This window comes from Mesorhizobium sp. M7A.F.Ca.CA.004.12.1.1 (genome assembly GCF_003997835.1).
Taxonomy (GTDB): Bacteria; Pseudomonadota; Alphaproteobacteria; order Rhizobiales; family Rhizobiaceae; genus Mesorhizobium.
In genome coordinates, this window is sequence record NZ_RZRK01000277.1 from 1 (window position 1) to 7,252 (window position 7,252).

The following is a 7,252-nucleotide window of genomic DNA, read 5'->3' on the forward strand; positions in this document are numbered from 1 at the left end:
GCATTCGATCCTCCCTCACGCTTTTTGCGTTGTGCTTTTCGAGCTATTGTGGAGCGAACCGGCGGATTGTCCAGCCGCCAGCACCCCTGAGCGCCGCATTGGTGGAAAACCGCCACAATCCGGCCATCGTCGGCGTTAAGTTTCGTTAACGGGCAAAGGGGTGCGATTGGCGACTGAAAGAGGTTCGCATGGACGCGCAGCTCGACGACAAGGCTCTCGAGAGTACGCTTGCCGAAAGTCTGGCCGATGTGGTGCCGGACACAAAGACTGTTTCCGAAGATGAATTTGTTGAAGTTGTCGGCGGCGCGCTGGAAGCGGTCGGCGGCACGCTGCTGTTCAAGATGTGCGTCCAGAATCAGGGCGAGGACCAGCACGTCGCGGCCGCGTCAGTCGGCGATGGCGGAAACCGCCAGTTCCTGCTGCTTACCTTGCCTACCGGCGGCGGTTCCCTGAAGGTCGAGACCGTCTCAAGAAGCAGCAACCCGGTCGCCGGGATCGCTGCCGCCTATGCCGGTCTCATGGACGTGTTCAAAGCCGCTGCCTGACCGCTGACGACAATCCCGAGGATTCCAAGGGGCGATCCATCGGCGTCGGCTAAGCAAGTTTTGCGTGTTGGATGGCGATAGCGGCTTGCGCAATGCGCTTGCGCGACACACCTTAAGTCGACGCAAGGAGAGCCCCCCGCATGGATCAGATCGCCAACCCCGCACCCGGTTTCCAACGCAACCCGGACAAAATCATCACTGTCGAGCCCTATGCCGGCACCGTTACCGTGCGTGTCGGAGACGTGGTCATCGCTTCAACAACGAAGGCCAAGGTGCTGACCGAGGCCCCCTATCCGGCGGCCTTCTACATTCCGTTCGCCGACATCGATTTCGGCAAGCTCGGCCGCACCGACCACTCGACCCATTGCCCCTACAAGGGCGATGCAAGCTATTGGAGCGTGCTGCCTGCCGGCGAGACCGGCCAGAACGCCATGTGGGCGTACGAGCGGCCTTTCGACGAAATGGCTGAAATCCGCAACCACGGCGCATTCTACGCTAGCAAGGTCACGATCGAAGCCAAACCGGACTGAGCCAACGCCGAGGGCATCGAGATCCGCTCGGCTGGCCAGTCACTCCGTCGTGCCGTTATTGCCGATGCCCTCGGCATCGTCGAGCCGCACAAAGGTCAAGCCCTTGGCCTTGAGCGCCAGCAGCCCCTGCACCACGCCTTCGCCGGCCGCATGGGTCGGCTGGTTGATGTGCGAGATGATGACGTCGCCATCCTTGGCCGCCGCGATGCGCCGGGCGGTCTCCTTGGCGCCAAGCAAAGAGCCGCCGTCGCCATTTATCGAGAATCCCGCGACCTTGAAGCCAAGCTTGCGGATCATGGCGATTGCCGACGGGCTGTATTCGGCGGTTGCGCCACGAAACCATTTCGGCGCCGGCTCGCCGGTCCCGGTAAGAGCGGCGGCTCCCGATTCGACCTCGGCCAGCACCGCATCCGGGCTGCCGGCGCTGCGAATGCCGTAGATTTTCCGCGGCGTGTCGACCGCCGGGATGTGGTGGCCGCCATGATTTTCCAGTTCGAACAGATCGGGATGCGCCCGCATGATCTCGACGGCGGCGGCGTTTCGCTTCAGCCAGATGCCGGTCACGAAAATGGTGGCGGGGATCTTGTTGTCCACCAGCGCCGAAAGGATCCGGTTGTCGGTCTGTCCACCGCACGCGTCGAGCGTAAGCGCCACACGGCCGGCTCCGCTCGCCTGCGACTTGATGTGCAGCGTCGGCTCGACGAGGGGCGCGGCATGGCTGGCGGATGCCATCGCCCACGACAGGGCGATCATGCAGAGACTTTTTTGCAGCAGGCGCATCAAACCGATTCCCGGACCCGTCATTTCAAGCAGGCATCCCAACGACCCGCATGAAGGCGGAAATCGGGATGGCGCATAGCAGAAAAGCGCTCCGCGACAATGTGACCGTTCCTGTGGCGAAGGGGGTCATTCCGCCGCGTCGAGGGTCGTGCATGCGACGCATGATCTCAGATGGCGTGTTCCAGTTTCATTTCGGTGCGCGAAAGAACCTCGCGCACCGCATCGACCACAGGCTTGACCTCCAGGCCCCAGACGCAGCATGCCTTGCTGGGATCTGGCGCGCGGCAGAGGTTTTCGGCCATGCAGGCGCAAGGCATCGGCGGCTGGAGCGAGATGCTGGGCACGCCGACGGGACCCCAGCGCGACGGCTCCGTCAGACCGAACAATCCGACAACCGGGGTTCCGGTGGCTGCGGCCATGTGCATCGGGCCGCTCTCATTGCCGAGAAACAGCCGGGCCTGTTTCAGCACCGCCAGCAGGCTTTCAAGCGACAGGTCACCGACGAGATTGACGACCGACGGCGCGGTCCTGGCGACGATACGTTCGGCGATCTCGCGCTCGTCCGGGCCGCCCACCAGGACTACGTCCAGGCCGGTCTCGCCGGCAATCTCGACGATCACTGCTGCAAACCGCTCCGGCTGCCAACGTCGGCCCTCGAAGCTTGCACCCGCATGTACCGCGATGAATGCGTTTGGCCTCAGATGGCGCTTACCCAGCAGCGCCAATGCTTTCGCCGTCTCCATTGGCAGCGGCTCAAGGTTTGGAATCACCGTGCGAAGTTCGATGCCGAGCGCTTCGAGCGGCGAGAGGTAGCGGTACAGGAAATGCTGACCATCAAAGCCGTAGGGCTTGGCAAAAACGTTGGCGGGCTGCCGCTCCAACATACGCAAGGGTCTTTCGGAAGGACTGTAACCGACACGGGTCTTGGCGTTGACGAGCCCGGTGACGATGCGCGACGTCTTCGAGTCGGTCAGGTCGATGGTCAGGTCGAAACGGAAGCGGCGCAACGCCCGCACCATGGCGTAAAGCTCTTTCCCGCGCTCCAAGGACGTGCCGCGCATGCGGTCGCGCCTGAATGTGACCACCTCGGAAGCTATATCATGGGCGATCACGAAGCTCTCGAAGCGAGCCTCGCACAGAAAGACGATGCTGGCGCCGGGGAATGCGAGCCGCAGGTTCTTGGCGAGCGCCGAGGCGAGGACGAGATCGCCTATGAACTTGGTTTGGACGACCAGGATCGAGTGGAACGGCGCGGGAGAAATCTGCAGCATCTGTTTCCGGGAGCAATTTGCGGATAGCCGCAAATTGGGCAGGAACAATGTCGAGATTGCGCGACGCCGCCAGCACGTTCGCGTGAATTGCCTTACAAAACGGTAAGCTGGATGGATCCTATCGGCGGCCTGCCTTCGCAACCAGCACCGCAGCCTGCGCGGCCGCCAGCCTGGCGATCGGTACGCGATAGGGCGAACAGGACACGTAGTCGAGGCCGACCTCTTCGCAAAAGCGGATCGAGGCCGGATCGCCGCCATGTTCGCCGCAGATGCCGAGCTTGATGTCTGGCCGCGTCGCCCTGCCCTTTTGCGCGGCCATGCGCACCAGTTCGCCGACGCCGTCGATGTCGAGCGAGACGAACGGGTCCTGATCGATAATGCCCTTCTGGCGGTAGGTTTCCAGGAACGAGGCCGCATCGTCGCGCGAGATGCCGAAGGTCGTCTGGGTCAGGTCGTTGGTGCCGAAGGAGAAGAATTCGGCTGACTCTGCAATGACATGGGCACGGATCGCGGCGCGGGGGAGCTCGATCATCGTGCCAGTGAGATAGTCGATCTTGACGCCGGTTTCCTCCATGACGCTCTTGGCAACCGCATCGATGCGCGCCTTGACGTAATCGAGTTCCTTCACCAGGCCGACGAGCGGCACCATGATCTCGGGGACCACCAGCGCGCCGGCCTTCCTGCCGGCCTCCACGGCCGCCTCGAAAATGGCCCGCGCCTGCATCTCGGCGATCTCGGGATAGGAGACAGCCAGGCGGCAGCCACGATGGCCGAGCATCGGGTTGAACTCGTGCAGTGCCTCGGTGCGCTGCCTGAGCTTGTCCGGCGACACCTTCATGGCGGCGGCGACCTCGGCCACCTCCTCCTCGGTCTTCGGCAGGAATTCGTGCAACGGCGGATCGAGCAGGCGGATCGTCACCGGCAGGCCGGCCATGATCTCGAACAGTTCGAGGAAGTCCGAGCGCTGCATGGGCAGAAGCTTGGCAAGTGCGGCGCGCCGGTCCTTTTCGGTGTCTGCCAGGATCATCTCGCGCATGGCGACGATGCGGTCGCCATCGAAGAACATGTGCTCGGTGCGGCAGAGGCCGATGCCTTCGGCGCCGAAGGAGCGCGCCATGCGCGCGTCGAGCGGCGTTTCGGCATTGGTGCGCACTTTCATGCGGCGGACCGCGTCCGCCCACTCCATGATGGCCGCGAAATCGCCGGAAAGTTCCGGCTGCAGCATCGGCACGGCGCCCTTCAGCACCTGGCCATTGCCGCCATCGATGGTGACGATGTCGCCCTTGCGGAAGGTCGAGCCCATCGCCATCAGCGTGCCGGCCTTGTAGTCGACACGCAGCGAGCCGGCCCCGGAGACGCAAGGCTTGCCCATGCCGCGCGCCACCACCGCGGCGTGGCTGGTCATGCCGCCGCGCGTGGTCAGGATGCCTTCCGCCGCATGCATGCCGTGGATGTCTTCGGGACTGGTTTCGATGCGCACCAGGATCGCCTTGCGCCCTTGCGTCTTCAATTCCTCGGCGTCGCCGGAGGAAAAGACGATCTCGCCGGTAGCGGCACCGGGCGACGCCGGCAGTCCGATGCCGATGACATCGCGCGCGGCCTTGGGGTCGATGGTCGGATGCAGCAACTGGTCGAGCGAGGCCGGGTCGATACGGGCGACGGCTTCCTCTTTCGTGATCAGCCTGTCCTGCGCCATCTCGACGGCGATTTTCAGCGCCGCCTTGGCGGTGCGCTTGCCGGACCGGGTCTGCAGCATCCACAATTTGCCGCGCTCGATGGTGAATTCGAGATCCTGCATGTCGCGGTAGTGCTTCTCCAGACTGTCGGAGATGGTGACAAAGGACTGGAACGCGTCAGGCATCAGCTTCTGCAGCGACGGCCTGTCCGAGCCAGCTGCGATACGTGCCGCTTCGGTGATGTTCTGCGGCGTGCGGATGCCGGCGACGACGTCCTCGCCCTGCGCGTTCACCAGGAACTCGCCATAAAGCATCTTTTCGCCGGTCGAAGGGTTGCGCGTGAAGGCAACGCCGGTGGCCGAGGTTTCGCCCATATTGCCGAACACCATGGCCTGGACGTTGACCGCCGTGCCCCAGCTTTCGGGAATGTCGTGCAGCCGGCGATAGGTGATGGCGCGGTTGTTCATCCAGCTCGAGAACACGGCTGATATCGCGCCCCAGAGCTGCTCATGCGGATCCTGCGGAAAGGGCCTGCCGAGCTCTTCCTCGACCTTGGCCTTGTAGAGCGCGATGACGCCTTGCCATTCGAGCGCCGTGAGTTCGGTGTCGAGCTCGTGCCCGAGCCCGCCTTTCTGATCCTCCAGGATTTCCTCGAACACCTCATGGTCGAGGCCCATGACGACGTCGGAATACATCTGGATGAAGCGGCGGTAGCTGTCATAGGCAAAGCGCGCGTCGCCGGAATCGGCGGCCAGCGCCTCGACCGTCTCGTCGTTCAGGCCGAGATTGAGCACGGTATCCATCATGCCGGGCATCGAGGCGCGAGCGCCCGAACGCACCGACACCAGCAGCAGTTTCGACGGGTCGCCGAACCGACGGCCGGTCAGCCGGCCGATGTGATCGAGCGCGACCGCGACATCGGCTTCCAACCCGGCCGGATAAATACGGCCGTTGGCGTAGTAGGCGTTGCAGACCTCCGTGGTGATGGTGAAGCCCGGCGGCACCGGCAGCCCCAGGCTGCACATCTCGGCCAGGTTGGCGCCCTTGCCACCCAGGAGATTCCTGTCGCTGGCACGGCCTTCCGCCGCACCATCGCCAAAGGTGAAAACCCATTTGGTCATGCATCGCTCCGGTTGCAGGAGACTGGAAAGATTGGCGAAACGGAAAGTTCCGCCGGTCCGTCCTTGGAGCGATATGATGCTGCAGTGCGAAAGGCAAGACATCGGCAAAGCCACCTGGCCACTACAATCGATTAAGCAAAGCCGTGCTCCAGCATGCGGCAAAAAGACTTGCCAAGTCAGGAATTCTGGAGTAGAACATACAGTGAACAAACAGGTGCGCCATGAAACTGCCCGGAAAACTCGACTATCTGGAAATGCCCGCGACCGGTGGAACGCTGGACCGGCTGAAGGCTTTCTACAGTACCGCCTTTGCCTGGTCGTTCACCGGCCTTTGCCGAAGGCCTGGACGGAGGCTTCCAGGCAGATGCCGCGGAAGCGCCATCAAAGCCGCTGCCCGTGCTCTACAGCAGGGATCTGGAGCAAACCCTCGACGCTGTCGAAAGCGCCGGCGGCACGATTGTCAAACCGATCTTCCCGTTCCCCGGCGGCCGGCGCTTCCACTTCGTCGATCCAGCCGGAAACGAGATGGCGGTGTGGTCCGAATAGCCCGCTGCATATCATTTGCCAGCGCTGCGTTGCCTGCCCAATTCGAGCGTTCCAACCGTCACTCATAAGGATTGTGCTTTTTGGCTGCTCTGCTAATAACGCGCCGCACAAGCGACTCTGACGGCAATTGGGGCGTCGCCAAGTGGTAAGGCATCGGTTTTTGGTACCGACATTCCCAGGTTCGAATCCTGGCGCCCCAGCCAATCACTTTTTTTCTGGTGATGGCAGCGCGGTTGTCCCCAGCCCAGGCATGCCAGTGTCGTTGCAGACCAGCCCTGGTGCCGTTCTCCTCCGACAGGGGGGCGTGCTCGACCAAGCAGTCCATTCCAACCCGCGCCGCTTTCTGCTTGAATGACCCTCGACGTCCCGCAACGGAGCATCGGCCTATCTCAAACGATCCCTTCGCTTCCTTGCAGCAACGTTTCCTTGCCCGGTGTGCGGATCGGCTCGTGGAGTTGAAGGCCGCCCGTGAGAGGAGGGCTGTGCCCGGCAGCAGTTCCGGCGATACGCTGATCGGGATCGCTCACTCGCTGGCGGGTGGGGCCGGAACGTTCGGCTTTCCGGATATCAGCGTGCGAGCGTCCGAGCTTGAGACGTTGCTGATCGAGCGGTCGGATGTCGCACATACTGCGCTCGATGCGCTTATTGCGGAGATCGAGCGGACGCTGAAGTGACTCAGCCGAAGAGGCTCACTTCTTCGGCCCAGTCAGGCCGGTCCTGGTCATCTCGCCCCAGCTCTGGTCGGCGCGCAGATACTGCCACCAGCCCTTCACACGCCAGAAA

At 63.0% G+C, this 7,252-nt stretch carries 6 protein-coding genes, 1 tRNA gene and 1 pseudogene; 5 read left to right on the plus strand and 3 right to left on the minus strand.

Going from position 1 to position 7,252, the window contains the following annotated elements:
* Positions 1 to 188: 188 nt before the first annotated feature.
* Both EN984_RS16210 and EN984_RS16215 read left to right on the plus strand, forming a co-directional pair.
* On the plus strand, positions 189 to 545 hold the full coding sequence (locus tag EN984_RS16210) for a hypothetical protein (protein WP_023808564.1): 357 nt from the start codon (positions 189 to 191) through the stop codon (positions 543 to 545).
* 140 nt (positions 546 to 685) lie between these two features.
* Positions 686 to 1,075, plus strand: a complete 390-nt coding sequence (locus EN984_RS16215) for a DUF427 domain-containing protein (protein WP_127270456.1) — start codon at positions 686 to 688, stop codon at positions 1,073 to 1,075.
* Between the two features lie 39 nt (positions 1,076 to 1,114).
* Here the strand turns inward: EN984_RS16215 and EN984_RS16220 are convergent, their stop codons facing one another.
* From EN984_RS16220 to ppdK, 3 genes are all read right to left on the minus strand, one after another.
* Positions 1,115 to 1,855, minus strand: coding sequence for a polysaccharide deacetylase family protein (locus EN984_RS16220; protein WP_127270458.1), 741 nt, complete (start codon positions 1,853 to 1,855; stop codon positions 1,115 to 1,117).
* A gap of 167 nt (positions 1,856 to 2,022) precedes the next feature.
* Entirely contained in the window at positions 2,023 to 3,126 is a 1,104-nt protein-coding gene (locus tag EN984_RS16225; protein ID WP_127270460.1) for a glycosyltransferase family 9 protein, read from the minus strand.
* Between the two features lie 118 nt (positions 3,127 to 3,244).
* Positions 3,245 to 5,923: a pyruvate, phosphate dikinase gene (gene ppdK, locus EN984_RS16230; protein WP_127270462.1), complete on the minus strand. Its 2,679-nt coding sequence runs from the start codon at positions 5,921 to 5,923 to the stop codon at positions 3,245 to 3,247.
* Between the two features lie 221 nt (positions 5,924 to 6,144).
* On the opposite strand from ppdK, the pseudogene EN984_RS16235 reads away from it, so the two are divergent.
* From EN984_RS16235 to EN984_RS39365, 3 genes and pseudogenes are all read left to right on the plus strand, one after another.
* Positions 6,145 to 6,469, plus strand: a pseudogene (locus EN984_RS16235) (VOC family protein).
* Positions 6,470 to 6,597: 128 nt separating this feature from the next.
* Positions 6,598 to 6,672, plus strand: a tRNA-Gln gene (locus EN984_RS16240).
* An 18-nt stretch (positions 6,673 to 6,690) separates the two neighbouring features.
* Complete coding sequence (locus EN984_RS39365; protein WP_127269370.1) at positions 6,691 to 7,143, plus strand: Hpt domain-containing protein; 453 nt, start codon at positions 6,691 to 6,693, stop codon at positions 7,141 to 7,143.
* The last annotated feature ends 109 nt before the right edge of the window (positions 7,144 to 7,252 follow it).

Bases quoted from the DNA above. Each gene is read 5' to 3' on its own strand.
- EN984_RS16220 (WP_127270458.1), bottom strand. From the start codon at position 1,855: ATGCGCCTGCTGCAAAAAAGTCTCTGCATGATCGCCCTGTCGTGGGCG.
- EN984_RS16225 (WP_127270460.1), bottom strand. From the start codon at position 3,126: ATGCTGCAGATTTCTCCCGCGCCGTTCCACTCGATCCTGGTCGTCCAA.
- EN984_RS39365 (WP_127269370.1), top strand. From the start codon at position 6,691: ATGGCAGCGCGGTTGTCCCCAGCCCAGGCATGCCAGTGTCGTTGCAGA.
- ppdK (WP_127270462.1), bottom strand. From the start codon at position 5,923: ATGACCAAATGGGTTTTCACCTTTGGCGATGGTGCGGCGGAAGGCCGT.
- EN984_RS16210 (WP_023808564.1), top strand. From the start codon at position 189: ATGGACGCGCAGCTCGACGACAAGGCTCTCGAGAGTACGCTTGCCGAA.
- EN984_RS16215 (WP_127270456.1), top strand. From the start codon at position 686: ATGGATCAGATCGCCAACCCCGCACCCGGTTTCCAACGCAACCCGGAC.